The following is a 293-nucleotide window of genomic DNA, read 5'->3' on the forward strand; positions in this document are numbered from 1 at the left end:
CTGCCAAAGCTGATGCTGCCCAACGGAACCCCGGCCACGATATCGATCACGGTTGCGCCCTGCGAATAGCCGCCCAAGACCAGCTTGGTGTTCGGGCATGACGAGGCCATGGACTTAATGTGCGATATGGCGTCGTTGGCGCCGTCTCCCCCGTGCAGCTGTAGGCGGCTGGCGGCGTAATTCACCGGGTATACTCCGATCTCCATGCCAGTCTGCTGGCGCAGCGAGTCGACGAACGCCTGGCCAACGCGCCCGATTCCGGGCGGCTCGCCGGTGCCGCGGGCGAACGTGAC

The 293-nt window shown here is 65.2% G+C and carries 1 protein-coding gene; it reads right to left on the reverse strand.

Annotated elements, in window-relative coordinates; translation table 11 throughout:
- Positions 1-293, reverse strand: a 293-nt coding sequence (locus BST12_RS29860) for a cutinase family protein (protein WP_211281441.1), incomplete at both ends; no start/stop codon positions are given.

The organism is Mycobacterium angelicum (assembly GCF_002086155.1).
GTDB lineage: Bacteria > Actinomycetota > Actinomycetes > Mycobacteriales > Mycobacteriaceae > Mycobacterium > Mycobacterium angelicum.